Origin of the sequence: Ruminococcus sp. SR1/5, assembly GCF_000209835.1 — a bacterium.
GTDB lineage: Bacteria > Bacillota > Clostridia > Lachnospirales > Lachnospiraceae > Blautia_A > Blautia_A fusiformis.
Map to the genome: position 1 here is coordinate 1,914,063 of NC_021014.1, position 22,941 is coordinate 1,937,003.

General features: G+C 46.2%; 21 protein-coding genes, 4 pseudogenes and 1 riboswitch. Of the genes and pseudogenes, 5 read left to right on the plus strand and 20 right to left on the minus strand.

What is annotated here, in order from left to right; all coding sequences use genetic code 11:
• Nucleotides 1-28 precede the first annotated feature (28 nt).
• The 4 genes and pseudogenes from CK1_RS09715 to pcrA all read right to left on the minus strand — a co-directional run bounded on the left by CK1_RS09715 (nucleotide 29) and on the right by pcrA (nucleotide 5,713).
• Nucleotides 29-783, minus strand: a pseudogene (locus CK1_RS09715) (ABC transporter ATP-binding protein).
• Nucleotides 783-1,868, minus strand: coding sequence for a FecCD family ABC transporter permease (locus CK1_RS09720; protein WP_227574163.1), 1,086 nt, complete (start codon nucleotides 1,866-1,868; stop codon nucleotides 783-785). Before CK1_RS09720 ends, CK1_RS09715 begins: the two are co-directional and overlap by 1 nt.
• Before the next feature lie 14 nt (nucleotides 1,869-1,882).
• Nucleotides 1,883-2,977 carry an ABC transporter substrate-binding protein gene (locus CK1_RS09725; RefSeq protein ID WP_015526076.1) on the minus strand — a complete coding sequence of 365 codons (1,095 nt, stop codon included), beginning with the start codon at nucleotides 2,975-2,977 and terminating at the stop codon, nucleotides 1,883-1,885.
• Between the two features lie 101 nt (nucleotides 2,978-3,078).
• Nucleotides 3,079-3,369: riboswitch (cobalamin riboswitch) on the minus strand.
• A 101-nt stretch (nucleotides 3,370-3,470) separates the two neighbouring features.
• Nucleotides 3,471-5,713, minus strand: a pseudogene (gene pcrA / locus CK1_RS09730) (DNA helicase PcrA).
• Between the two features lie 145 nt (nucleotides 5,714-5,858).
• Here pcrA and CK1_RS09735 point away from each other — a divergent pair.
• Nucleotides 5,859-6,479 carry a DUF1836 domain-containing protein gene (locus CK1_RS09735; RefSeq protein ID WP_015526078.1) on the plus strand — a complete coding sequence of 207 codons (621 nt, stop codon included), beginning with the start codon at nucleotides 5,859-5,861 and terminating at the stop codon, nucleotides 6,477-6,479.
• A gap of 129 nt (nucleotides 6,480-6,608) precedes the next feature.
• Here the strand turns inward: CK1_RS09735 and CK1_RS09740 are convergent, their stop codons facing one another.
• The gene (locus CK1_RS09740; RefSeq protein ID WP_015526079.1) at nucleotides 6,609-6,926 is read right to left on the minus strand and encodes a YerC/YecD family TrpR-related protein; all 318 of its coding nucleotides are present in this window, start codon (nucleotides 6,924-6,926) and stop codon (nucleotides 6,609-6,611) included.
• Nucleotides 6,927-7,165: 239 nt separating this feature from the next.
• On the opposite strand from CK1_RS09740, the gene CK1_RS09745 reads away from it, so the two are divergent.
• From CK1_RS09745 to CK1_RS09755, 3 genes and pseudogenes are all read left to right on the plus strand, one after another.
• A complete protein-coding gene (locus tag CK1_RS09745; RefSeq protein ID WP_015526080.1) occupies nucleotides 7,166-7,855 on the plus strand; it encodes a YesL family protein in 690 nt (229 codons plus the stop codon).
• Nucleotides 7,855-8,796, plus strand: coding sequence for a tRNA modification radical SAM protein MnmL/YtqA (mnmL, locus tag CK1_RS09750; RefSeq protein ID WP_015526081.1), 942 nt, complete (start codon nucleotides 7,855-7,857; stop codon nucleotides 8,794-8,796). The genes CK1_RS09745 and mnmL overlap by 1 nt, the downstream gene beginning before the upstream one ends.
• 56 nt (nucleotides 8,797-8,852) lie before the next feature.
• A pseudogene (locus CK1_RS09755) lies at nucleotides 8,853-9,322 on the plus strand (DUF4364 family protein).
• Nucleotides 9,323-9,350: 28 nt separating this feature from the next.
• Here CK1_RS09755 and CK1_RS09760 read toward each other — a convergent pair.
• The 11 genes and pseudogenes from CK1_RS09760 to infC all read right to left on the minus strand — a co-directional run bounded on the left by CK1_RS09760 (nucleotide 9,351) and on the right by infC (nucleotide 18,461).
• Complete coding sequence (locus CK1_RS09760; RefSeq protein WP_015526083.1) at nucleotides 9,351-10,673, minus strand: replication-associated recombination protein A; 1,323 nt, start codon at nucleotides 10,671-10,673, stop codon at nucleotides 9,351-9,353.
• Nucleotides 10,674-10,855: 182 nt separating this feature from the next.
• Nucleotides 10,856-11,620, minus strand: a complete 765-nt coding sequence (locus tag CK1_RS09765) for a polysaccharide deacetylase family protein (protein WP_173739725.1) — start codon at nucleotides 11,618-11,620, stop codon at nucleotides 10,856-10,858.
• Nucleotides 11,621-11,722: 102 nt separating this feature from the next.
• A complete protein-coding gene (locus tag CK1_RS09770; RefSeq protein WP_015526085.1) occupies nucleotides 11,723-12,343 on the minus strand; it encodes a cytidylate kinase-like family protein in 621 nt (206 codons plus the stop codon).
• Between the two features lie 10 nt (nucleotides 12,344-12,353).
• Nucleotides 12,354-13,064 (minus strand): ABC transporter ATP-binding protein, encoded by a 711-nt coding sequence (locus CK1_RS09775; protein ID WP_015526086.1) that lies wholly within the window; start codon nucleotides 13,062-13,064, stop codon nucleotides 12,354-12,356.
• A gap of 14 nt (nucleotides 13,065-13,078) precedes the next feature.
• A complete protein-coding gene (locus CK1_RS09780; RefSeq protein WP_015526087.1) occupies nucleotides 13,079-13,837 on the minus strand; it encodes an ABC transporter ATP-binding protein in 759 nt (252 codons plus the stop codon).
• A gap of 2 nt (nucleotides 13,838-13,839) precedes the next feature.
• Nucleotides 13,840-14,913 (minus strand): branched-chain amino acid ABC transporter permease, encoded by a 1,074-nt coding sequence (locus tag CK1_RS09785; protein WP_021977872.1) that lies wholly within the window; start codon nucleotides 14,911-14,913, stop codon nucleotides 13,840-13,842.
• A gap of 10 nt (nucleotides 14,914-14,923) precedes the next feature.
• Complete coding sequence (locus CK1_RS09790) at nucleotides 14,924-15,808, minus strand: branched-chain amino acid ABC transporter permease (RefSeq protein WP_015526088.1); 885 nt, start codon at nucleotides 15,806-15,808, stop codon at nucleotides 14,924-14,926.
• Nucleotides 15,809-15,904: 96 nt separating this feature from the next.
• The gene (locus CK1_RS09795) at nucleotides 15,905-17,062 is read right to left on the minus strand and encodes an ABC transporter substrate-binding protein (protein WP_015526089.1); all 1,158 of its coding nucleotides are present in this window, start codon (nucleotides 17,060-17,062) and stop codon (nucleotides 15,905-15,907) included.
• Nucleotides 17,063-17,296: 234 nt separating this feature from the next.
• Nucleotides 17,297-17,653 (minus strand): 50S ribosomal protein L20, encoded by a 357-nt coding sequence (gene rplT, locus CK1_RS09800; protein ID WP_015526090.1) that lies wholly within the window; start codon nucleotides 17,651-17,653, stop codon nucleotides 17,297-17,299.
• Nucleotides 17,654-17,686: 33 nt separating this feature from the next.
• Nucleotides 17,687-17,883: pseudogene (gene rpmI / locus CK1_RS09805) on the minus strand (50S ribosomal protein L35).
• Between the two features lie 83 nt (nucleotides 17,884-17,966).
• Nucleotides 17,967-18,461 carry a translation initiation factor IF-3 gene (infC, locus tag CK1_RS09810; protein ID WP_015526092.1) on the minus strand — a complete coding sequence of 165 codons (495 nt, stop codon included), beginning with the start codon at nucleotides 18,459-18,461 and terminating at the stop codon, nucleotides 17,967-17,969.
• A 439-nt stretch (nucleotides 18,462-18,900) separates the two neighbouring features.
• Between infC and CK1_RS09815 the strand changes: the two genes are divergently transcribed.
• Nucleotides 18,901-19,224 carry a DUF1540 domain-containing protein gene (locus CK1_RS09815; RefSeq protein WP_015526093.1) on the plus strand — a complete coding sequence of 108 codons (324 nt, stop codon included), beginning with the start codon at nucleotides 18,901-18,903 and terminating at the stop codon, nucleotides 19,222-19,224.
• 123 nt (nucleotides 19,225-19,347) lie between these two features.
• Here the strand turns inward: CK1_RS09815 and ftsZ are convergent, their stop codons facing one another.
• The 4 genes from ftsZ to CK1_RS09835 all read right to left on the minus strand — a co-directional run bounded on the left by ftsZ (nucleotide 19,348) and on the right by CK1_RS09835 (nucleotide 22,941).
• Nucleotides 19,348-20,511: a cell division protein FtsZ gene (ftsZ, locus tag CK1_RS09820; protein WP_330364150.1), complete on the minus strand. Its 1,164-nt coding sequence runs from the start codon at nucleotides 20,509-20,511 to the stop codon at nucleotides 19,348-19,350.
• Between the two features lie 237 nt (nucleotides 20,512-20,748).
• Nucleotides 20,749-21,111, minus strand: a complete 363-nt coding sequence (locus CK1_RS09825) for a hypothetical protein (protein ID WP_015526095.1) — start codon at nucleotides 21,109-21,111, stop codon at nucleotides 20,749-20,751.
• Nucleotides 21,112-21,350: 239 nt separating this feature from the next.
• The gene (locus CK1_RS09830) at nucleotides 21,351-21,929 is read right to left on the minus strand and encodes a cell division protein FtsQ/DivIB (RefSeq protein ID WP_353611160.1); all 579 of its coding nucleotides are present in this window, start codon (nucleotides 21,927-21,929) and stop codon (nucleotides 21,351-21,353) included.
• Between the two features lie 97 nt (nucleotides 21,930-22,026).
• Nucleotides 22,027-22,941, minus strand: a complete 915-nt coding sequence (locus tag CK1_RS09835; protein ID WP_353611161.1) for a UDP-N-acetylglucosamine 1-carboxyvinyltransferase — start codon at nucleotides 22,939-22,941, stop codon at nucleotides 22,027-22,029.

Genomic DNA, 22,941 nt, shown 5'->3' on the forward strand with positions numbered 1-22,941 from the left:
CTCTATGCATCCCGCCTCACAGCCAGAATCATAAAAACAAAATATGCATCTTTCCGCGGCTGTCGTAAACGATCTCCGCTTCTACTTTATAGATCCTGCGGATCAGCTCCGGGGTCAGGACTTCTTCCGGCGTTCCGTAACCTTCCAGAACTCCGTCCTTCAGTACATAGATCTTATCACAGTATGCTGCTGCAATATTCAGATCGTGAATAGCGGAGATCACGGTTACATTAAGTTTTTTCACCAGCTCCATCAGCATGATCTGGTGGGTAATGTCCAGATGATTGGTAGGCTCATCCAGAATCAGTGCAGAGGTCTGCTGGGCAAGTGCTCTTGCCAGGATCACCCTCTGCTGCTCTCCTCCGGAAAGAGTGGAAAAGGTACGGTCTGCAAACGCCTCCATCTGTACGGTTTTCAGCGCTTCATCCACGATCTGGTAATCTTTTGCATTGTCCCGTTCCAGAGTCTTTTTATGAGGCGCACGCCCCATAAGAACCACCTCGCGGACCGTAAAATCAAAATTATAATAATTGTGCTGTGCCACCACGGCCATTTTTTCGCAGAACTTCGAACACTCATGGAATGAAGCTCCTCGCCGTCCAGATACACGGCTCCTGCGTCTGGTTTCAGAATACGGTAAATGCATTTCAGCAAAGTGGATTTTCCGCTTCCGTTTGGTCCGATGATTCCTACCAGTTCCTTATCCTGGGATTCCATGGAGATTCCCTTCAGGATCTGTCTGGCGTGAAAGCCAACCTGAATATTTTCTGTGGTGATCTTCATTACCGGGCACCTCCGAATCCATAGGATTTCCGCACAAGCAGATAAATAAAGCAGGGAGCACCGATAATGGATACCAGCACACCGATGGGCATCTCGGAATTTTTAAGGATCACACGACATGCCACATCGCACCAGATCAGAAACGATGCACCAAGAAGCGCACTTAAGGGGAGCAGTTTTCTGTGATCTGTTCCAAAAAGGATCCGGACCACATGAGGGATCACCAGTCCCACAAATCCGATCACACCGGCACAGTACACGGCAAATCCGATCATAACAGAAGCAACGATCAGATAAAAAGTCCGCAGTCTGTGCAGATCTGTTCCAAGGGTAATGGATACGTCATCTCCCAGAAGCATCAGATTCAGGTTCCGGTACTGCGTCCAGAAAACAGCCACGCACACCAGCGTGACCGGAAGCATTACACCCACTCTGGTCCAGCTTGCTCCGGCAAGACTTCCCATGCTCCACTTCATAACTTCTGTTGCCGCATTTTTGTCATTGGTAATATAAATGACAAAATTGGAAAAAGCAGAACAGACTGCGCTGACCGCCATTCCCGCAAGGATCAGTTTTGCGGAAGTTGCCTTTCCACCCATGTTTGCAATGGCGATCACCGCAAAAGAAGTGATCATCGCGCCAATGAAAGCTGTGATTCCCACAGAGTTTCCACCAAGAAAGCTTCCGATTCCAAGCATGATGGCCAGTGTGGCACCCAGAGATGCACCAGATGAGATACCCAGCACATACGGGTCTGCCAGCGGGTTCTGCACGATAGCCTGCATCACCACGCCGCACACGGAAAGAGCCATTCCAACTGCCAGAGCCAGAAGGACTCTAGGCAGCCGGATCAGCCACACAACATCATGAACTGCGCCTTCCGCATAGGCGGACAGACTTTTTATATGAAACAATTTATAAGCGATAACGCTGTATACATCCTTCAGTGACAGATCCGCATTTCCAAAAGTGATGGCTGCAAGTATGGAAAAAATAAGGAATCCTGCAAGTCCGATGAGAACTGCCACATACATGGATGTTCTGAGCACCTTATCTTTTTTTCTCTGTGAAGCTGTTTCTTTCACTGCATTTTCTCCGATCAGTCAAGATTTACGTCCGGATATAATCCCTTTGCAAAAGTTTCGATTCCGTCCTGGGTACGTGTTGCACTTGCATACATCTCACTGAGCATGATCGGGTAAACACGTCCGTTCTTTACTGCGTCAAGGCTCTTCAGGGACTCATCATCCTGGATCACTGCAAGCTGGCTGTTCTTAACAGTTTCCGGATCATCTCCTGCATATGGCATGTAAACCACAAAGATCACGTCAGGGTTGGCTGCGATGATATCCTCTTTTCCAACGGTGGAAGCATCCGGGTTTGCAAGAGTTGCGCCTAACTGTGTTACCATATCTCCGCCAAGGCTCTTTACGCCATAGTTTGTGATGTCATCTCCAAGAGGCTCCAATACCATTACGCTTGGTTTGTCTTTTACATCTGCAGTTGCAGTAAGAGTTTTGTCGATCACTGCTTTTGCATCATCAACGATAGCCTGTGCTTTGTCCTGTACATCGAAGATCTTTCCGATATTTAAGATATCTGTGAATTCATTTTCCAGTGTTCTGTCGCCGTCCGGACGAGTATTGGTGTTGTAGTAGGTGTTGCAGCCTTTGTCGATCCAGTCTGTTACATTTCCCAGATTCTTATCAGAGAAAAGAGAGCTCCAGGATAAGATCATGTCCGGCTCCAGCATTGTTACAGTTTCAAGGGATGGGGTAAATTCGTCAAGATAATTTGTTTTTGAGAATGCTTCTTTGAGATCTTCCGGAACTTCATTATCAAGACCTGCGGTAGCTACCAGGTGGTCTTCCAGACCAAGTGCGAGCATAGTCTCAATGCTTCCCTGATATACAGCAAGGACTTTTTCCGGTGCTTTTTCATAAGTGGTTTCGATTTCGTTTCCATCGTAATCATAGGTTGTGATGGTCAGAGGATATTCTGTCTTGGTTGCCTCTGCGGAAGAATCTTCGATGTCTGCAGACTCTGTACTGTCTTCTGCTGCCGGCTGGTTGTCTTCCTTGATGGTCTCGGAGTCTGCTCTCTCTGCGGCATAAACAGCCGGAGCTGCTGATACGGTCATTGCCGCTGCCATTACCATTGCCATGATTCTTGTGGATACATACTTGTTTTTCATTTCCTCTCTTTTCGCCTGTTTTATCTCCTGTTGCCTATGGGTAACCGAAAAGATGGGGCTTCATAAAATCTGCACGGAACACTTTGTACGGAAGCTCCCACTTACATACTGTCAAGCAGGTTTCCTGACTTACAGACTCAGAAAAAACTCCGCAAAATAAAAACTGATACACCATTCATCTTTTAGCCGATCATGAATGATGTATCAGAATTTTCTCCAGAATCTCTCTGACATCGGGATTTCGCCTTCTCACATGAGTTTCTGCAATGGCATGTGAAATCCCTTCTTCTGTATACAGTGGCCGCAACCGCTCAGGCTTTTTACCCGATTCCCTCCTCACAGTATCCGGCAGCATATGTGCCGGTGATACTGTTCACTTCACAGCAATTCAATTACGCTGATACTGATTCTAACATACCGGTTTTCCAATTACAACCTTGAGGCCGGATTTTTACAGTTTTTTGCAGAAATAGTCTGCCCGGAGAGATCCCTCTCAGATCTTTTTCAGCTTGGCAAAACCGGCGAACATTTTTTCACGCCGACTTTGTCAAAGTCTACCGTCACTTCGTAGTCTCTGCCGCCGTCTGCGATATTTTTTACGATACCGACTCCGAATTTCACATGACGGACCGTGTCTCCCTCACCATAGTCCAGGCTGTCCGCCTTCTTCACTGTGAAATCTTTTTTCTGCAGGGTGCTCTTTGCCTGGAAATTCATTTTCATCTGGGCATAGGCGCTTTTCGGAGATACGATATCATCTACTCTGGGCTTTTTCTCCTGAATGGTATGTCCAAGATCTACCAGCTCCCGTGGAACCTCCCTTACAAAACGTGACACACGGTTATACTGAGTCTCCCCACGGATCATCCGCTGTTTTGCACAGGTTAAAGTCAGTTCCTTCATGGCACGGGTGATCCCCACATAACAGAGCCTTCGCTCCTCCTCGATATCCGACGGATCACCGGACCAGATGGAAGCATATCCCGGAAAAACACCGTCCTCCATTCCCACGATAAATACATTTGGGAACTCCAGTCCCTTGGCACTGTGAAGAGTCATCAGCAGCACATAATCCTGATCCGGATCAACAGAATCGATATCTGCCACCAGTGCGATCTCCTCCAGAAATGCAGAAAGTGTTGCCGGCTGTCCGGCCTCCTCCATGGCTTCCTGGAAGGATTCTGTCTTGGAGATCAGCTCGTCGATATTTTCGATCCTCGCCTGAGCCTCCTCCGTTTTCTCTGCCTCCAGTTCCTTCACATAACCGGTAAGTTCAATGACCTCTTCCAGGGTTTCACGGACTGTATAGGCCTCTGCCTTACTTTTCAGTCCTTGGATAAAGGATACAAAATCATTGATCTTTCCTGCTGCCCTGCCAATGGACGGTACTTCCTCCACCACGCGGAGCGCATCGTAAAAGCTCAGGTTCATCATATCCGCATAGTCCTGGACGCGGCCGATGCTGGTGAGTCCGATCCCTCTTTTTGGCACATTTAAGATCCTACGCACAGCCAGATCATCACTGGCATTGTCAATGGTCTTTAGATAGCTTAACAGATCCTTGATCTCTTTGCGGGCATAAAAATTCACGCCGCCGACAATCTTATAAGGAACATTTGCCAGGAGGAATTTCTCCTCAAAGAGACGTGACTGGGCATTGGTCCGATAAAGTACTGCACAGTCCTTGTACTGGAATTTCCCGTTGCGGCGCCCCTGGATGATCTCTCCTGCAACATACTCCGCTTCCTCAAATCCGTTGTTGAACTGACGGAAATGTACTTTATCGCCCTCTTCATTTTCTGTCCAGAGGCGTTTTTCCTTACGCTCTGTGTTGTTGACGATCACCTCATTGGCTGCATTGAGGATGTTCTGGGTAGAACGGTAATTCTGTTCCAGGCGCACCACCTTAGCCTCAGGAAAAACCTTCTCAAATCCTAAGATGTTCCCGATATTTGCTCCACGAAAACGATAGATGGACTGATCATCATCACCAACCACACAGAGATTCTTGTATTTCTCAGCAAGAAGACTTACGAATTTAAACTGGGCAGTATTGGTATCCTGATACTCATCCACCATAATATATTTGAAACGTTCCTGATAATAGTCCAGGATATCCGGATTATGCTGAAAAAGCTCCACAGTCTTCACGATCAGGTCATCAAAATCCAGCGCATTGTTTCCCCTGAGGATAGACTGATATTCCTTATACATACCGGCAATCTTCCGTGCATCCGGATCGCCGCCTGCATTCAGCTCCATCTCTTCCGGTGTGATCAGTTCATCCTTGGCATGGGAAATCTCAGCAAGAACGCCTCGTTCCTTGTAAATCTTGGTATTGATATCAAACTTCCGGAAGATTTCCTTCATGACTGTTTTTTGGTCGTCGGCATCATAGATGGTAAAATTACTGCCAAAGCCCAGCACCTCAATATGTCTGCGCAGAATCCTCACGCAGGCGGAATGGAAGGTGGAGACCCATACGCTCTCCGCACCCATTCCCGCAATTTTATTCACACGTTCCCGCATCTCACTGGCGGCCTTGTTGGTAAAGGTGATCGCCAGGATATTCCATGGGTTTACACCCTTTTCTTCCATTAAATAGGCGATCCTGTGGGTCAGCACTCTTGTTTTTCCGGAACCGGCTCCTGCAAGGATCAGAAGTGGTCCCTCTGTATGTACGGCAGCTTCCCGCTGCATAGGATTCAATGTGTCCAAAGCATCATGTATACTCATTTTGATCTCCATTTCTTTTTCCATATGAACAGTATCTTTATATACTATCATGACTTTACTTTCCGGTAAACCCACCTCTCTGAAAAAAAGTTTCTTTACAAGTAGTATTTAAAACTATATAATAAGGAGCAGAGGTGATAATGCGATGACAGAAAACGAAAAAGAAATGATGAACAGCATTTTTGCAAAAATTGCTGAGCTTGATTATATAAAACCCGATGAAATTCCCAATATTGCTCTTTACATGGATCAGGTCACAACCTTTATGGAAGATAATCTCGCTTCCACCAAGCGTCATCATGATGACAAGATCCTGACCAAGACCATGATCAACAATTACGCAAAGAACAAGCTCCTTCCCCCGCCGGAAAAGAAGCGCTATTCCCGGGAGCATCTGCTGATGCTGATCTTTATCTACTATTTTAAGAATATCCTCTCCATCAGTGATATCCAGACCCTTCTGGGACCGATCACCGAGAAATACTTCAAGTCCGTTACAGAAAAGGACATGACTTACATCTACCAGGAGGTTTTCAGTATGGAGCAGTCACAGATCCGTTACCTGGAAAAGGATCTTATGCGCCGTTTCAAAAGTGCCGGAGAAATTTTTGAGGACGCCGACCCGGAGGATAAGGAATTCCTTCACCAGTTTTCCTTTATCTGTCTTCTTAGCTTCGACGTATACATGAAAAAAATGATCATCGAAAACATGATCGACCACATGAATTCCTCAAAAGATACGGATTCCTCAAAAAAAGACAAATAATATCCGGAGCTCACATCCGGTCATAAACGTGCGTCGCCGGGCGCACCGAAAAAAAGAGACAGACGCACGATCGCCTGTCTCTTTTTCGTTACAGCATTATCCGTTATCATCACGGTATGGACGTAAGCCTTATTCTGCTTCGCCGCCCTGCTCCCCGTTATCCTTCTTCATACGTGCAAATACCATCTCATAACCATCATTTCCATAGTTCAGGGAACGGTTCACACGGCTGATCGTAGCTGTGGAAGCTCCTGTTTTCTCGGAAATATCAAGGTATGTACGCTTATCAGTAAGCATCTTGGCTACCTCGAAGCGCTGAGATAAAGAAAGCAGCTCATTGATGGTGCACACATCCTCAAAAAATGTATAACACTCTTCCTTATCCTTCAGGCACAGGATCGCTTCAAAAAGATGATCCACAGCCTCCGTCCTGATTTTTTTGCTCATTGTTACGCTCCTTTAAAATACATAAATTTCGTCTAATACAATACTGATATTTTAACACTCTAAATCGTGATAAGCAAGCCTTTTAAGGAAATTTAATAAACTATTTCGCTATTTTGTCTTTCTATAGCGGACACATGATTTTCCCATTTCCACTGCCCCGGAAAACATTTGGGATTTGCTTTTTCTGCTGTGATTGGGTATACTTAAAATAATATCCAAAAGAAAAGGAGACTTATCAAATGAATCGTTTTTTCAACATGGACAACAAATTCTTCGTGTTCATGGGACGCGTAGCAGACCTGCTTCTTCTGAATTTTCTGTGCATCCTCTGCTGCATTCCGGTTGTCACCGCAGGCGCCTCCATAACAGCTCTCTACTATGTCACACTAAAGATGGCAAGAGACGAGGAATCCTATATTGCCCGCAGCTTTTTCCACTCCTTCAAACAGAACTTCAAACAGGCGACCATCATCAATATCATCATGCTCCTCACCGCTGCTGTTCTGTTTATCGATCTTCGGATCGCCAGAGCCGGAAGCGGAGCTATGTACAAAGGACTTTTCAGTCTGTTCATTGCATTTGCACTGATCTATGCGATGATCCTTCTGTACATTTATCCGATCCTTTCCAAATTTTTTAATTCCGTCAAGAATACCTTTGTAAATGCATTCCTGATGTCCGTCCGCCATCTTCCGCTGACACTTTTGATGCTTGTGATCTCTGCGTCCCCACTCCTACTGATGTGGCTTTTTGCTTATGTGAGCTACGCACGGTTTACATCCATCCTGATCATGCTTTTTATTCTGATGGGATTTTCCACGCTGGCGTACTGGAAATCAAAGATCTTTGTAAAGATCTTCGATAACTATATACCGAAAGATGAAAACGAAGAAAACGGCGAAGAGAAAAACGAACCGAAAGAGGCATAATGAAGCGCTGGAACGACAAGCCTTATCACTCTCTGGACTATATGCTCCGGGAACGGTACGGCGAAAAGGTCTACCGGGTTGCATTAAACGGCGGCATGTCCTGTCCCAACCGTGACGGCACCCTGGGCAAAAAAGGCTGCATCTTCTGCAGCCAGGGCGGAAGCGGAGATTTTGCAGCAAACGCCGCTCTTTCCATTACAGAGCAGATCAACACACAGATTAAAAGTCTCTCTTCCAAACGCCCGATTCATAAATATATCGCCTATTTTCAGGCATATACAAACACATACGCTCCTGTGGAACACCTGCGTAAGATCTTCACAGAAGCCATCTCCCATCCGGATATCGTGGCACTGTCCATTGGTACCAGACCGGACTGTCTGGGAGATGATGTACTGGATCTTCTTTATTCCCTGAACCAGATCAAACCGGTGTGGGTGGAGCTGGGACTCCAGACTATCCATGAAGATACCGCCAGATATATACGGCGCGGCTATCCACTGTCCTGTTTTGATACCGCAGTAAAAAATCTCCGCGCAGGCGGCATCGAAGTGATCGTCCACACCATCCTGGGGCTTCCCGGCGAAAGCCGGAAGGATATCCTGGAAACAATGGCTTATCTGAACGCCATGGATATCCAGGGGATCAAGCTGCAGCTTCTTCATGTACTGCGTGGTACAGATCTTGCCGCTGATCATGAAGCCGGTCTTTTCCGCACTTATGAACGGGACGAGTATCTGAACCTTGTCATTGACTGTCTGGAACATCTCAGACCGGATATCGTGATCCACCGGGTCACCGGCGACGGACCGAAGGATCTGCTGATCGCACCTTTATGGGCCAGCCGCAAACGAGAAGTTTTAAACCTTCTTCATCACCGGATGAAAGAAAGAGCAAGTTTTCAGGGAAAAGCTCTCGAAGCCCTTTCCCGCAGCCAGTAAAAAGGAGGATTCTTATGGCATCACCTTTTACAACCTATAAGCTTATTATTTTATATATGCTGCAGAATTCCGATGGGGATCTCACAAATTCCCAGATCACCGATTTTATCCTGGACCGGAAATACACCAATTATTTTCAGCTCCAGCAGGCAGTTTCCGAACTTGTGGAGGCAGATCTGGTGGAAATGTCTTCACAGTCCAACCGCAGTTACTATCGACTGACCTCCGAGGGAAAAACACTCTGAAATATTTTTCCAAAGAACTTTCCTCTGACATCAAGAAAGAAGTGGAAGAATATCTCAATTCCCTCCACTGCAAGATCGAAGAACATCTCCTGACTCCTGCAGATTACTATCCCACCAAAGAGGGCAGCTACTCCGTACGTCTGCGGATCATCGAAAGCGACGTCAGCATCGTTGATCTCAGCATCAATGTGCCAAATCTTGCTGCTGCACAGTCTGTATGTGAAAGCTGGCCTTATAAATACCAGAATGTTTATGACAAAATAATGGAGGAGCTTCTCTGAGAAGCTCCTCCGTTTTACTTATATTCATTTATTTCGCTTCTTCGTGGATCTTCTTCATATGCTCTTTCAGTTTCTTTTCATATCCCATATCACTGAGCTCGTAAAAATGTTCTCCTTCGATTTCTGATGGCAGATACTGTTGGTTTACATAATGGTTCGGATAATCATGGGCATATTTATATCCGATACCATGACCCAGACTTTCGTGGCCACCATAATGGGCATCCTGCAGATGCACCGGAACGGTTGTCTTCTTCGCCTTCACGCAGCGCATGGCTTCCTGTATGGCATTTACTGCGGAATTGCTCTTGGGTGCACAGGCCATGTATGTAACTGCCTGGGAAAGAATGATCTGGGACTCCGGCATTCCCACACGTTCCACTGCCTGTGCTGCTGCCGTTGCCACGCAGAGGGCCTGGGGATCTGCGTTTCCGATATCTTCGGAAGCAAGGATCATGATCCTTCTTGCGATAAATTTCACATCTTCTCCTGCATAGAGCATTTTTGCCAGATAATAGACTGCCGCATCCGGGTCGGAGCCTCGCATGCTCTTGATAAAGGCAGAAATGATATCATAATGATTGTCCCCGTTCTTATCGTAGCGCACCACCCGCTTCTGGATACACTCAGAAGCCACCTCAAGGGTCAGATGGATCTTACCGTCTGTATCACGAGGTGTGGTGAGGATTCCCAGTTCTATGGCGTTTAAGGCGCTTCTGGCGTCTCCTCCTGCCATATCTGCCAGAAACTCCAGAGCATCCTCCTCGATCACCGCCCCATAGCTTCCCATTCCACGTTCCGGATCGTTAACCGCACGCAGGATCAGTTCCTTTATCTCCGGTATCTCCAGGGACTTCAATTCAAAGATGATCGATCTTGAAAGAAGCGCTCCGTTTACCTCAAAATATGGATTCTCTGTTGTGGCCCCGATAAGAATGATGGTTCCGTCCTCCACAAAGGGAAGAAGGTAATCCTGCTGGCCTTTGTTGAAACGATGGATCTCATCGATGAACAGAATGGTCTTTTTTCCATACATGCCGAGATCGTCCTGTGCCTGCTTTACAACTGCTTCCATATCTTTCTTCCCTGCTACGGTTGCATTGATCTGGGTAAAGCTGGCGCTTGTGGTATTGGCGATGACTTTTGCCAGGGTGGTCTTTCCGGTTCCCGGAGGGCCGTAAAAGATAACAGATGTCAGCTTATCCGCCTTTATGGCACGATACAGCAATTTATCTTTTCCTACGATGTGCTGCTGTCCCACCACCTCATCCAGCGTTCGCGGACGCAGCCTGGATGCAAGAGGTGACTCCTGATCCAGCGTTTTTGACTTTGCGTATTCAAATAAATCCATGGCTTTCACTCCTGTATTTTCTGTAAAAAGCGGATATTCACGATCCGTATTCTTTTCATAGATCTGTATCCGGCAACGATCGTTTCATTTGTTTCCGGCATACGGACAGATTCCTTATTTTTATAATTTTACCTGTTTGCACATAAAAAAGCAATCGTTTCTGCCTTTTCGGCAAATCACAGTTACATCACCAGCAGATGATCTGCAGTTACCAGGTCATATCCTTCTTCCGTAAGCATATCCGCGATCTCCAGGGCCGCTTCCACGGAGGTAGAAAAGCTGTCATGCATCAGGATAATGGAGCCATCCTTCACTTGTCTTTTTACGATATTTTCCACAGAACGGACATTTTTTGATTTCCAGTCCAGGGTATCCACATCCCAGAATACCGGCAGCATGGTCACACAGAGCTCCAGATCCTTCGGCCAGGCACCGTAGGGCGGGCGAAGATACATGGGATACTCTCCTGTGATCTCGTAGATCTCATTATTCGTCTTTATGATCTGCTGACAGGCCTGGTCACCGGGAAGCTTATCAAGCTGCACGTGATCATACGTGTGATTACCGATGAGATGACCGTCTCTCTGCATCTGCGTTACGATCTCCTCATTTCCCCGGATATTTTTTCCCATAAGAAAAAATGTGGCATGGATCCCACGCTTCCGCAGGCCATCCAGAAGCAGAGGTGTATATGTTGCATGCGGTCCATCATCAAAGGTAAGAGCCACACGTGGACGATCCTCTTTTTCGCTTCTGTCAGAGGCTGTCTCAGCCACCGGTTCTGCTACTTTTTGTCTGTACTGCGCCGCCACCAGCCGGAACATCCCCTCACCGGCGATCATTCTGGTCACCCGCATCCGAAATGCACTGTCTGAGATTTTTCCATATCCGCTGAGCAGGATCAATACCATTGCCACTACACAGAAATATTTTTTTCGCTTATCCATATTTCCCGCCGGATCAAATATACTTTTCCACAATATATGAAAAAATCCCCGGGAAAAGACTTTTGGCTTTTCTTTCCCGGGGAATATTCTCTGATATATGTCTTATTTTTTCAGGATCTCAAGTGCACTCTCGATCTCTTCCACGCATTTTTTATAGCCAAGGGTACCGTTATCCAGGCACAGATTATATTTCGTCATGTCTGCCCAGTCAACACCCATGAAACGTTTGCAGAAGTCTTCTTTGCGTTTGTCATCTTTATGCATGAATTTCTCAATGTCCTTTGTGGTTCCGCTGAGCTTCTTGCTTGCCTCGCGGATACGGAAATCCCAGTCTCCGTAAACAAACACACGGAGAACATTGGAATAGTCTTTCAGGATCATGTTTGCACAACGTCCGATAATCACACATGACTCTGTCTCTGCCAGCTGGCGGATGATTTTTGCCTGATAATTGAACAGGTTCTCATCGGATGTGAAATCCTTGCTCTGAGGCGGGATCAGCTCACCCTTGTAGATTCCGGACTTTGCAAAAAATCTCTGCTTTGTGCTGACATTTTCATCTGCCCTTCCAAAAAGCTGCTCATGAATGCCGCTCTCCTCAGATGCCATGCGGATGATATCCTTATCATAGTAAGAAATCCCTAATTTCTTTGCAAGCTCCTCTCCGATGGTACGTCCACCGCTTCCATACTGTCTTGCAATGGTAATTACGAAATTATCCATGTCTTTCCACCTACTCTCCAAGATATGCCTTCTGAACGGCCTCGTCATTCAGAAGATCCTCTGCCTTTCCATCCATAGTAATGCTTCCTGTTTCCAGAACGTACGCTCTGTCCGCAATGGAAAGAGCCTTCTTCGCATTCTGCTCAACCAGAAGCACTGTAGTTCCGCTCTCACTTACCTCGCGGATAATGTCAAAAATCTCATTTACAAAGATCGGCGACAGACCCATGGACGGCTCATCCATCAAAATGATCCTTGGTCTGCTCATCAGTGCACGTCCCATGGCAAGCATCTGCTGCTCACCACCGGAAAGTGTTCCGGCACGCTGTCCTTTACGTTCTTCCAGACGTGGAAATCTCTTGTATACACCTGCAAGACTCTCTGCGATCTCTGCCTTGTCCTTTCTTGTATAGGCTCCAAGGAGCAGATTCTCATAAACGGACATATCCGCAAATACACGTCTTCCCTCCGGAACGTGTGCCATACCCATCTCTACGATCTTATGGGCCGGTGTTCTTGTGAGGTCTTTTCCCTCAAACACAATGCTTCCGGACTTCGGAGAAAGAATTCCGGTAAGTGTCTGAAGTGTGGTTGTCTTTCCGGCACCATTGGCACCGATCAGCGCAATAACCTCTCCCTGATTTACATGAAAAGAAATTCCCTTCAGAGCCTGGATCACACCATAGTAGACCTGGAGGTCCTTTACTTCCAACATTGCCATTGTCTCGTTCCTCCTTACTCTCCCAGATATGCAGTGATAACAGTCGGGTCTTTCAGTACTGCAGATGTCTCACCCTGGATCAGTACCTGACCGAAATTCAGAACCGTCAGTTCCTCACAGATACCACCGACCAGTTTCATGTCATGCTCGATCAGAAGGACTGTCATATCAAAATGCTCCCGCACAAAACGGATGGTATCCATCAGCTCCTGCGTCTCATTTGGGTTCATGCCGGCTGCCGGCTCATCCAGAAGAAGAAGCTTCGGATCTGTGGCAAGGGCTCTGGCGATCTCCAGCTTACGCTGTTTACCATAAGGCAGGTTGCCTGCCAGAGTGTCTGCTTCCTTATCCAGGTCAAAGACCTTCAGGATCTCCATGGCACGTTCGTTCATCTCTTTTTCTACCTTATAATATTTCGGCAGTCTTAAGATTCCGGTCAGTGTGGAGTATGGATGATGATTGTGAAGTCCTACTTTTACATTGTCAAGAACCGGCATATCCTTGAAAAGACGGATATTCTGGAAAGTTCTTGCGATTCCGGCCTTGTTGATCTCGATGGTGCTTTTTCCTGTAATGTCCTGGCCGTCCAGTTTAATGATTCCCTCTGTTGGCTTGTATACGCCTGTGAGAAGGTTGAACACCGTTGTCTTACCGGCACCGTTCGGTCCGATCAGTCCATAGAGCTGTCCTTTCTCAATGGTCATGTTAAAGCCGTCAACAGCACGAAGACCGCCGAACTGGATAGACAGATTATTTACTTCCAGCATTGCCATGATCAGGCCACCTCCTTTTTCGCTTTTTTGCCTTTAAATTTCTCTACCATGCGCGCTCTCCAGTCTCTTGCTGCAGGTGCCCAGTTAAAGAGCATCATGATGATCAGCACGATTGCGTAGATCAGCATACGGTAGTTTGCGAATCCACGGAGAAGTTCAGGCAGTGCATAGAGGATAATTGTCGCGATGATAGATCCTCTGATATTTCCGATTCCGCCAAGTACTACATATACCAGTACCAGGATGGACATATTGTAATCGAATACAGAAACCTTAAGAAGAGAAAGGTTATGTGCATACAGCACACCTGCAACTCCTGCAAGGGCTGCAGAAATGGTAAATGCCAGCAGCTTATATCTGGTGATATTGATTCCTACAGACTCCGCTGCAATACGGTTGTCCCTGGTTGACATAATAGCACGTCCGCTTCTGGAGTTTACAAGGTTCTGTACAATAAACAATGTGAGAAGAAGCAGGATCACGCCGATCAGGAAAAAGTAATTCTTGATATCTTTATAAAGAGTTGCTGTTCCCGAAATACCAAGGGCACCTTTGAGAATCTGCTTTCCGCCCGGATCCATATGAAGACCGGCTGCACTGGTTGCAACGTGAAGTCCTTTGTCATCCACGCCAATGTAAAGTACATTTATCAGGTTCTTGATGATCTCACCAAAAGCCAGTGTAACAATAGCCAGGTAGTCACCGCGGAGACGAAGTACCGGAATACCGATGATCACACCGAACAGTGCTGCAACTGCCGCACCTACAAGGATTGCAAGGATAAAGCGAGGAACCTGCGGAATGGAGTCTGCAGCAACCTGCGAAAACAGGGCACTGGAAAAAGCTCCCACGCACATGAAGCCCGCATGTCCAAGGCTCAGCTCACCGGAAAAACCGACTACCAGGTTCAGGGAAACTGATGCAATGGTATAAACACAAAGGGGAACAAGAAGTCCCATAAGAAGTCTGGAAAGATTTCCAGTTGAGGAAAGTGCCTGTACGATCACAAAGAGCACAATGACAATTCCATAGTTGATCATGTTATTTTTTGTTGTTTTGTTTTTCATATTCTTCATATCGGCCACCTTACACTTTCTCCTGGATGTTCTTGCCGAACAGTCCGGTAGGTTTTACAAGAAGCACGACGATCAGGACTGCAAATACGATTGCATCTGCAACCTGGGAAGAAATATAAGCTTTTCCGAAGATCTCGATGATTCCCAGAAGGATGCCACCGACCATAGCTCCCGGAATCGAACCGATTCCACCGAATACAGCAGCTACGAAAGCTTTGATACCAGGCATGGCTCCTGTGTACGGAGTCAGTGTCGGATAAGTCTGACAGAGCAGAAGGCCTGCGATCGCTGCAAGTCCGGAACCGATGGCAAATGTGAGGGAAATTGTCGCATTGACGTTAACTCCCATCAGCTGTGCCGCATCTCTGTCCTCGGAAACCGCCTGCATGGCACGGCCAGGTTTTGTCTTTTTTACAAAGAGGGAAAGTCCCACCATGATGATGATACATGCAAGGATGGTTACGATGGTGATTCCCTTGATGGTAAGCTCACCGTCAAACAGTGTGATGGACGGAACTTTGATAACAGCTACGAAACTCTTGGCATCTGCGCCGAAGATCAGAAGTGCCAGGTTCTGAAGCAGATAACTGACACCGATAGCCGTGATAAGAACGGCCAGGTTTGAGGAAGCTTTTCTAAGTGGACTGTAAGCTACCTTCTCAATGACAACACCAAGCAGTGTACAGATCACAACGGAAAGGATCACAGCAAGGATCGGTGACATGCCGCCTCTTGTGATACAGGTAAGGATGATATAAGCTCCCACCATGATAACATCTCCGTGTGCGAAGTTCAGCATCTTGGCAATACCATAAACCATGGTATATCCAAGTGCGATGATCGCATAGATACTGCCAAGACTGATGCCGTCTTTTAAATAAGATATAAAACTCATAACGCACCTCTTTTAATTGTTTATTGATAAGGGAAAAAGGGGACGGTTCCCACTAAAGGTGACCGTCCCCTGACCCCTAACGTTAACAGAAATTACTTATTTCATCTCTACATAAGCACCATCTTTGATCTCGAATGCTTTCGGCTCTTTATCACACTCGCCATCCTCGGTCCATTTTGCTTTTCCGGTAAGTCCGTCAAGCTCGATGTTTGCCATGGATGCGCTCATTGCTGCACTGATGTCTGCATTTTCCATATCTGGTGTGATCTTTGCATCGTCAGCTGCAAGCTGCATTGCGTAAAGTACATCATATGTATCTGCCGCAAACTGGTTCGGGATCTCACCGTTGTGAGCATCGCCGTATGCTTTTACAAAGTTCTGGCTCTTCTCATCTGTAGCTGTTGCGGAGAATGGTGTCAGAAGCATAACACCCTCTGCAAGGGATTTATCGAAGTTCTCTACATTGAGGATACCATCCATGCCATCTACACCAAAGAATTTAATGTCAAGTCCTGCCTCAGATGCCTGCTGAAGGATCAGCGCATTGTCGGAATAGTAGTTCGGAAGGAAAAGAAGCTCAGCGCCGCTCTTCTTGATCTTTGCAAGCTGTACAGAATAGTCTGTGTTGCTGTCTGTTGTGTAAGCCTCATCTGCAACTACTTCAAGTCCGTCATCAGCAGCTGCTGCAACGAATGCGTCATGTACACCGGAGTTGTAGTCAGCAGCGGAATCATAAAGTACTGCTACTTTCGTTGCAAGTTTGTGCTCGGAAATGTACTGAGCAGATTTGGTTCCCTGTGCCGGGTCTGTGAAGCACATACGGAACTCGTTTGTTCCTGCTGTGATACAGTCAAGTGCTGTTGCGGATGGTGTGAAGAGGAATGTATCCTCAGCTGCCTCAGCTCCTACTGCGATACAGGAACCGGATGTTACAGTTCCACAGAGCATCTGCATTCCTTTATCGATCAGGTCATTGTATGCGTTAACAGCCTTCTCCGGATCTCCCTGGTCATCACCTGCGTCAAGAATCTCTACTTTATATCCGTTGAATCCACCGTTCTCGTTGATCTCATCAGCTGCGATCTTGGCTGCGTTGTATACGTTAGTACCGTACTGTGCGTAATCACCTGTCATCGGTCCGATCACACCGATCTTAAATGTCTCATCTGCTGCAAAAACTGATGTAGGCATCATCATAGCTGCTGTCATCGCTGCTGCTGATGCAACGCCGATTACTTTCTTCCAATTCTTCATAATAATCTCTCCTCCTGCGCTTTGTCGCGTTACTAATGTTTAATGGTAAAATTATAGCATCGCATATTTTTTATTTCAAGGGCAAATTTAGTTATCTGTTGTTTTTCGTCTGATTGCACAACGCGGACACTTGTCCGCTGTACAGCTTGTGTCGTTTTTCGGCAAATTGTCTGAATTTTTTACAAAAAATCCAGGGAAAAATTCCCTGGACTCCTTCGTCTTTTAATACTTTACTTATGCGATTGCTTTCTTAGCGATCTCAGCAAGAGCTGTGAAGCCTGCTGCATCGTTAACAGCCATCTCTGCAAGCATCTTTCTGTTGATGTCGATGTTTGCAACCTTAAGGCCGTGCATCATTTTGCTGTAAGAAAGTCCATTCATTCTTGCTGCTGCGTTGATACGAGCGATCCAGAGCTGTCTGAACTGACGTTTCTTCTGTTTTCTTCCTGCATAGGAGCTTGTAAGAGCTCTCATTACAGACTGTTTTGCTACTCTATACTGTTTGGAACGGGCTCCTCTGTAGCCTTTTGCCAGTTTTAATGTACGGTTATGTCTTTTCTTTGCGTTTAATCCGCCTTTAATTCTTGCCATTTCTTAATTCTCCTCCTGTTCGTCTTCTCTATCTTATAAATATGGTAATACTTTCTTCATGCTCTTTACATTAGTAGAATCAACAACAGTAGATTTTCTCAGATTTCTCTTTCTCTTCTGAGATTTCTTTGTAAGGATATGGCTCTTGTAGGCTTTATTTCTTACTAATTTTCCTGTACCTGTTTTTTAAAGCGCTTTGCTGCTGCTCTGCAAGTTTTAATTTTTGGCATTATGAATTCCTCCTTGATTTGGTACTTCTAAATTTTATATAGCATCCCGTTCTGCCCGGCTGTTGCCGTGAAGACTGAGATATCTACCGTTTCTCAGTCAGAAACATAGTCATGCTTCTGCCTTCTACCTTCGGAGCCTTCTCTACAGTCGCTATATCGGACAGAAGATCTGCGAAGTCATCAAGCACATGCCTACTGCTGGACATATGTGCCATCTCTCTTCCGCGGAAACGAAGTGTAACCTTAACTCTGTCGCCCTTGCTAAGGAACTTTCTTGCTGCATTTACCTTCGTCTTCAAATCATTCGTATCAATGTTCGGGGAAAGACGCACTTCTTTGACATCGATGGTTTTCTGCTTTTTTCTGGCCTCTTTTTCTTTTCTTGCAAGCTCGTAACGGTATTTACCGTAATCGATGATCTTGCATACCGGCGGTTTCGCCTGTGGGGCAATCTTTACAAGGTCAAGTCCTGCCTCCTGCGCTTTCGCCATCGCTTCTCTGGCGGACACGATTCCAAGCTGAGCTCCGTCCGGACCAATCAAGCGTACCTCTCTGTCTCTGATCTGTTCGTTAATCATTAAACCGCTAATTGTTGTACACCTCCATGAACATGATAGAATTATTTTTTCTTTCTCATTAATGTAGCTTAAGCCGCACAAAAAAAGCGCAGACAGATGTCCACACTTCAAATAATTACACCTGCGCACTGATGGTTGGTCCGTTCGCAGTACTGTGCAATATTGACCTGAGTCGCTTATCTTCAGCGCTGAGGTGAGAGTGAACTCTGCTTTCTTTTCGCTACGTACTTTAAGAGGATACCATGGTGTCTGCTATTTGTCAACTGTTTTTTATATTATTATGTATTTATTTTTTGAGTATAAATTTTTCTTCTTCCGGACATACTATGCAACATCGGAATCTGTCAAGCCTTACCGCAGTGCTGACGATCAGACAGGATGCGCATTCCGGCAGGCTGACGGTTTCCGGTAAAATCATAATTATCAGGAGGACACTTTTATGACAAGTCTTAAATGCTCCGCACACAACTGCTGCTATAACAAAAATTCTCTCTGCTCCAGGGGATCCATCAGTGTCGAAGGTGCAGATGCTCGTTATGCGGACGACACCGCCTGTGAAAGCTTCCGTGACCAGGAAGAGTGTGCTGTAAAAAATTCCGCAGATCCCTGCTGTGGGTGCGAGACCATTAACATCGACTGCAAAGCACACAACTGCACCTACAATGAGCACTGCAAATGCACCGCAGCTTCCATCAATGTATCCGGTGACAATGCACATCGCTGCTGTGATACAAAATGTGATACTTTCAGCTGCGAATGCTGATATCCTGAACAGAAATCCTGTTTCCATACAGAGCAGACATTCCTGTTTCTTTTGATCAGAAAGTCAAAAAGATCCGGCAGCGTTCCAGATGGAATCTCTGCCGGATCTTATCATGTTCATTTATTATCTGTTCTTAAGAAAATCCGGGATCTGGATGTCCTTTTTCTGAACAGTGCTTGTAGGAGCCTTTGTTCCAAACTGTGTGGAATTCATAGTCGGCAGGCTGAAGCTTGGCATGTTAAGGTTCATACCGCCTGGCTGTGACTGGCTTGTTTTTTTGGTGTTTCCGAATACAGAATTGGAAGCTCTGTTTCCAAATGGTGTGTTCTGAAGGTTATTGTCTGTAAGACCTGTAGCAATAACTGTAATTCTCGCATAATCTGCAACAGAATCATCATACATAGCACCAAAGATGATGTTTGCATCCTCACCTGTAAGCTCCTGTACATAGCTTGCAGCATCGTTGGCATCCATAAGAGAAATATCTCCGGAAATGTTGATGATCACATGAGTAGCGCCCTTGATGGTTGTCTCAAGAAGCGGAGAAGATACCGCCTGCTGTACAGCCTCCATAGCCTTGTCATCACCTCTTGCCTCACCGATACCGATATGAGCGATTCCCTTGTCTGTCATGACTGTCTGCACATCTGCAAAGTCAAGGTTGATCAGAGCCGGCAGATTGATCAGGTCTGTAATACCCTGTACTGCCTGCTGAAGAACCTCATCAGCCTTACGCAGTGCTTCCGGCATGGTTGTTCTTCTGTCAACGATCTCAAGTAATTTGTCATTTGGGATGACAATCAATGTGTCAACTGCTTTCTTCAGATTTTCGATTCCCGCAAGTGCATTGTTCATACGGGTCTTTGCTTCAAAACGGAAAGGCTTGGTAACAACACCGACAGTCAGGATACCCATCTCTTTTGCCGCACCGGCGATCACAGGAGCAGCTCCGGTTCCGGTTCCGCCTCCCATACCACAGGTAACGAAAACCATGTCCGCTCCCTCGATGATCTTCTTAACTTCCTCAATGCTCTCCTCAGCTGCCTTCTGTCCAACCTCCGGCTGTGCACCGGCGCCGAGACCTTTCGTAATTTTCTCACCAATCTGAAGTACAGTCGGAGCTTTACACAGTGTCAGAGCCTGTTTATCGGTATTAACACCTACAAACTCAACTCCGCCAATGGCCTCTTCCACCATTCTGTTTACCGCATTATTACCTGCGCCGCCTACTCCAATTACAATAATTTTCGCAGAAGACTCAGCCTCATTCGTCATTATCTCTAACAATGTACTTCCTCCTTTATTTCTACCTGATATCCGATTCAGTGTAATAATCTATTCCAAGCTACATATACACATAGTTATATCATATTATTTTTTCGGTAATTAATCAACCATTAATTTTGTTTTTTATACTTTTTCACTAAATTTCGGCACTGTTTCTATTAACCGAAACATTTACAAAACAATCTCTGGCAAAATGCCCAAATACCGGTACTATATATTAAGAAAGCTTTTTTATCTTTACTCATAATCGGACTCATCACTGTAATCGCTGTACGAATTTTCATCATAATCCTCAGCTCCTTCTTCCTGATCACTGCTGTAATCAGCCTCTTCCTCGGTGCTGTCCGTACTGCTGTCTGAAGAGTCTTCTTCATTTTCTGTATCTCCGGTATCCGTACTCTGAGCATCTGGATCTTCGGAGTCTGTTCCGTCTCCGGAGCTTTCTGCCGAAGCCTGATAATCCTCCAGAGTGCCTACATAATTGCCATCACGGTCATATTCACTGACTCCGTCATAGCCTCCGTCTTCCCGGTAACCGCCCTTCCAGTTTCCTTTTTCTGCCATGGTTTCTTCTGTGGGGGCTTCGCCTACATAGGTCATGTTGGCATCGTACTCACCACTGCCTGTGTAATCTCCCTCTTCATCATAGCCACCTACCCAGTTTTCCTGCGCATACTCCAGATCCGTCTGCGGTTTCGGTCCTACATAGTTGCCATTTTCGTCGTATTCGCCTTCTCCGGTGTAATTTCCTTCCTCATCATAGCCTCCGGTCCAGTTTTCTGCGGAAGTCTGGCTCTCATCCTGATCCTGCTCCAGGGTAATGTTCTTGGAATTATCATTTACATTTTCTGCATGGAGAATTCCTTTTTTTCGGAAATCATCGGAAGGATAGCCAGAACTCTGGTCATTTTGTCTTCCAGATATTCATCCTTTCCAAGTTTAACTGTGATATCCCCGTAAACAAGACTGATCTGTCCGTCGTCTTCAAATTCAATGTGATCCGGAACCTTATCATTTTTTGCAAAAATAGTAGAAAGAGCAACTGCCGTGTTCATCACCGTTTCATCCTTGATGGGGAGTTTCTCGTTCTGGATCACTTTTTTGACTTTGATCCCGTCAAAAAACGGGATTTTTTCGTTACGTTCCGTGGATCCTTCCACAAAAATACCGTTTCTGTCAAAATAAATATAACTGTCCAGATAAGGGATACAGCCAACGATATCCTTCTCCTTCACACTGACACAGATGGTGTGCCGGTTCAGCCTTGTTACGGTATAGCCTTCTATAAAGGGAACATCCTTTGTATTCTGCTTAGTATAAAGAAGCGGTGCAAGAACAGAATTGGATGCCAGCGGCCCCCTAAGCACCATCTTCCTGATCTGTTTTTCAGAATAATGGCTGCTGCCCATCACCTGCACTTCATCTACCTGATAATACGTAAAAAAGAAAATAATTCCTGCCAGCAGCAGGACAAGAAGTCCGCCAACTGCTTTCAGTGGCTTTTTTTTGATGTTTTCATAAAGTTCCTCTGTCCTTTATCAGCAGACCGCCCAGTGCGGTCAGATCCTCACAGATATGTTCATAGCCTCTTTCTATGAAACAACAGCCCCGGATCCTGGTAATCCCCTGCGCGGCAAGTGCTGCGATCACAAGTGCCGCACCACCGCGAAGTTCCTCTGCTTCCACAGTACAACCGGTCAGGGGCTGCCCTCCGTATATCACAGCAACTCCATCCCGGATCTGGATCTGTGCTCCCATTTTACAGAGCCATGAAGCTGTTTTATATCTGTCTTCAAAAATCTTCTCGCGGATCCTGCTCACTCCCGGGATCGTGGCCAGTACCGCCATCGCAGGAGACTGCAGGTCTGTAGGAAATCCCGGATAAACTTCTGTTTCCAGAAGCTCCAGGGGAAAACCTGTATTTTTTCCGTTGACTATTAGTTTACCACCTACCCTGCGGCATTGTCCACCCATTTTCCGATATACGTCCAGGATTCCATCCATTTCCTCCAGAGGCGGATTTTCCAGGATGATCTCTCCTCTGGTTGCCGCCGCTGCCATGAGATAGGTTCCGGCGACAATACGGTCTGGTGGAATGCAGTCATCGCCAGCTTCAAGCTTCTCCACCCCTTCAATACAGATACAGCCATTTTCACGAATCCGGATCTTTGCCCCCATTCCGGTAAGATAATGGCAAAGCCAATAAATTTCCGGTTCACAGGCGCAGCCGTTAAGGACTGTTTTCCCCTCTGCAAGGACCGCTGCCAGAATGCCCTGTTCTGTAGCGCCTACACTTCTTTTTTGAAAAAACATCTCTGCGCCTCGGAGTTTTCCACAGGATGCCCGGATCATCCCGCCGTTTTCCACCACAGCTGCCCCAAGGCGGCGCAAAACCTGGATATGAAGATCCACCGGCCGCTTCCCGATCAC

What these genes read in the sequence shown, in the direction of transcription:
- CK1_RS09725 (WP_015526076.1), bottom strand. Translation starts at nt 2,977, where the DNA reads ATGAAAAACAAGTATGTATCCACAAGAATCATGGCAATGGTAATGGCA.
- CK1_RS09735 (WP_015526078.1), top strand. Translation starts at nt 5,859, where the DNA reads ATGACAGAAAACGAAAAAGAAATGATGAACAGCATTTTTGCAAAAATT.
- CK1_RS09740 (WP_015526079.1), bottom strand. Translation starts at nt 6,926, where the DNA reads ATGAGCAAAAAAATCAGGACGGAGGCTGTGGATCATCTTTTTGAAGCG.
- CK1_RS09745 (WP_015526080.1), top strand. Translation starts at nt 7,166, where the DNA reads ATGAATCGTTTTTTCAACATGGACAACAAATTCTTCGTGTTCATGGGA.
- mnmL (WP_015526081.1), top strand. Translation starts at nt 7,855, where the DNA reads ATGAAGCGCTGGAACGACAAGCCTTATCACTCTCTGGACTATATGCTC.
- CK1_RS09760 (WP_015526083.1), bottom strand. Translation starts at nt 10,673, where the DNA reads ATGGATTTATTTGAATACGCAAAGTCAAAAACGCTGGATCAGGAGTCA.
- CK1_RS09765 (WP_173739725.1), bottom strand. Translation starts at nt 11,620, where the DNA reads ATGGATAAGCGAAAAAAATATTTCTGTGTAGTGGCAATGGTATTGATC.
- CK1_RS09770 (WP_015526085.1), bottom strand. Translation starts at nt 12,343, where the DNA reads ATGGATAATTTCGTAATTACCATTGCAAGACAGTATGGAAGCGGTGGA.
- CK1_RS09775 (WP_015526086.1), bottom strand. Translation starts at nt 13,064, where the DNA reads ATGGCAATGTTGGAAGTAAAGGACCTCCAGGTCTACTATGGTGTGATC.
- CK1_RS09780 (WP_015526087.1), bottom strand. Translation starts at nt 13,837, where the DNA reads ATGGCAATGCTGGAAGTAAATAATCTGTCTATCCAGTTCGGCGGTCTT.
- CK1_RS09785 (WP_021977872.1), bottom strand. Translation starts at nt 14,913, where the DNA reads ATGAAGAATATGAAAAACAAAACAACAAAAAATAACATGATCAACTAT.
- CK1_RS09790 (WP_015526088.1), bottom strand. Translation starts at nt 15,808, where the DNA reads ATGAGTTTTATATCTTATTTAAAAGACGGCATCAGTCTTGGCAGTATC.
- CK1_RS09795 (WP_015526089.1), bottom strand. Translation starts at nt 17,062, where the DNA reads ATGAAGAATTGGAAGAAAGTAATCGGCGTTGCATCAGCAGCAGCGATG.
- rplT (WP_015526090.1), bottom strand. Translation starts at nt 17,653, where the DNA reads ATGGCAAGAATTAAAGGCGGATTAAACGCAAAGAAAAGACATAACCGT.
- infC (WP_015526092.1), bottom strand. Translation starts at nt 18,461, where the DNA reads ATGATTAACGAACAGATCAGAGACAGAGAGGTACGCTTGATTGGTCCG.
- CK1_RS09815 (WP_015526093.1), top strand. Translation starts at nt 18,901, where the DNA reads ATGACAAGTCTTAAATGCTCCGCACACAACTGCTGCTATAACAAAAAT.
- CK1_RS09825 (WP_015526095.1), bottom strand. Translation starts at nt 21,111, where the DNA reads ATGACCTATGTAGGCGAAGCCCCCACAGAAGAAACCATGGCAGAAAAA.